The 1694-nt window shown below is 58.2% G+C and carries 4 protein-coding genes; all 4 read right to left on the bottom strand.

From position 1 onward, the window contains the following. Window positions 1–20 precede the first annotated feature (20 nt). The gene (locus AACS18_RS02915; RefSeq protein WP_108613649.1) at window positions 21–335 is read right to left on the bottom strand and encodes a hypothetical protein; all 315 of its coding nucleotides are present in this window, start codon (window positions 333–335) and stop codon (window positions 21–23) included. A gap of 97 nt (window positions 336–432) precedes the next feature. Next, window positions 433–777 (bottom strand): hypothetical protein, encoded by a 345-nt coding sequence (locus AACS18_RS02910; protein ID WP_108613648.1) that lies wholly within the window; start codon window positions 775–777, stop codon window positions 433–435. Between the two features lies 1 nt (window position 778). Continuing rightward, entirely contained in the window at window positions 779–1321 is a 543-nt protein-coding gene (locus AACS18_RS02905; RefSeq protein ID WP_108613647.1) for a hypothetical protein, read from the bottom strand. 80 nt (window positions 1322–1401) lie between these two features. Continuing rightward, a complete protein-coding gene (locus AACS18_RS02900) occupies window positions 1402–1554 on the bottom strand; it encodes a hypothetical protein (protein WP_258228830.1) in 153 nt (50 codons plus the stop codon). Window positions 1555–1694: the final 140 nt, after the last annotated feature.

Below are 1694 nucleotides of genomic sequence, written 5' to 3'. Positions count from 1 at the left end.
GGTGATTGTCGTGGTCATGATTAGCGATACCTCAGTTCAATGTCGATGCGGGTGCCGGGCACGTTGTGGCGCTGGCGGAGTTTGGTCAGGTGCTCTGGGAGGTCTGCCAGGTTTACCAGGCGCCCTCGGTAGAGCCGGGAGAGATTGATGTAGTCAGGGTGGCTCACGGTGATGGTCACCTGATGTCCTGGCTGCCAGCGGCCAAACAGGTGGGCTTTGGCCTCTTTGATGGTGGTGATGCCGGGCGCTGGTAACGTCTGGCGGTTGCGCAGATGCAGCTTGTTAAGCTCGGGGGCATAGCGATGCACCTCGAGCGCGGTGATAAGACGGGGCATGTTCGGTGACTCCAATGATGCCAAGGGCCAGCCTGTGAGGGCTGGCCCTTTATGTTGTTTGTTGATGAGCGAGACGGTGGGATGTCAACGGACGCAGTCAGCCAGTCTCATTGAGCACAGGCTTGCCATTGAGCCGGTCCAGCAGGTGCAGCGAGCCGTATTGAGCCACCAGCCGGTCGATGGCCATCTGGGCGCAGGCCGTTCTGCTGGGCTTATTCTCAGGGAGTGTGTAGCGAGCGGTGAGCCAACCTCCGAGCAGCGCGATGCGATACCCACTGGGGATATGGGTGAGCGAGGTTCCTATCCCCCTTCCGTGAATAAGAAAAGGCACGGTCTGGCCGCCGATGTTGATATCGATGCGTTGGCCCTTGAGCTCAAAGGTGGTGAACTCGCCAGTCTGCGGATGTTTGCCGGGAACTCTGATGGTGATGTTTTTAGCCATGTCACACCTCCGGTTTGGCTTCAAAATGGTGGGTCACCGTGCCTGCCTCCGGGTCGATACTGATAAATGCCGGGGCTTGTGGCTGGTACTGGTAGAGCCTCGCCAATTCAGAGCGAAAGGCTTCGATGTTCGGGGCTATCACATGGTTGGTATCCCCCTCGGCGTAGGTGAAGGTCTCGAGCTTTTCGGTGTTAACCCAGATGCCAAAGTACCAGGCATCTTCCTGGGTGTCGTACTGCTGCCAGCCCTGAGCCAGTAGCGTCCGGTCGTAGTAGTAGCGGTCTGCCTGATGGCTACCCCGGTCGATGCGACAACCCGTCACGGTGAGTTCAAGCGGGATGCGACCCGTCTTGTGAGCCTTCTTGACCCGGCGCAGCAGCGTGAGGGCCTTGGCTCTGCTACGGCCATTACCGAGCGGATTGGGTTGCCTAGCCCGCAAGGCCAGATGGGTCATTATCTTCGGCACGGTGTTGTGGTTGAGCTTGCCGATGGCAGCGGTTATCTGCCGAGCAGTCAGGTTTTTGTAATCACGCAGGTCATGCATGGTGTAATTCCTTTAAATGCAAACAGCCCCTCGGTGTGAGGGGCTGCATGGGGTTGTGGTGTGCAACTGTGGGAGGATGTCTACAGCGCTTGCTTGAGGCGGTTGATGTCTCGCTGATAGCGACGGCGGTGGCTATGCCAAATCACCCGTTCGGCAGCGGCCTCCAGTAGCGCAGTGGTCACAGTGCGAGGCAGGACCAGATTTGCGCCATCCCAGTTATTCAGGTCCAGCACGCCGGAGCGCACCAGACTGGCTAACTGCGTATCGAGCTTATCGGTCAGCTCCAGCGCGATGAACTCCTCGATATGAGTCCGGAGTATTAGGCGACAATTACACCGTCCGCTTCGCGACAATTACTCTGGCCTGTTTGTAA

The sequence above is a fragment of the Aeromonas sp. HMWF015 genome (assembly GCF_963878965.1).
Taxonomy (GTDB): domain Bacteria; phylum Pseudomonadota; class Gammaproteobacteria; order Enterobacterales; family Aeromonadaceae; genus Aeromonas; species Aeromonas veronii.
Note: the sequence above shows the minus strand (reverse complement) of the source record. Positions and strands in the feature narration are given on the sequence as shown.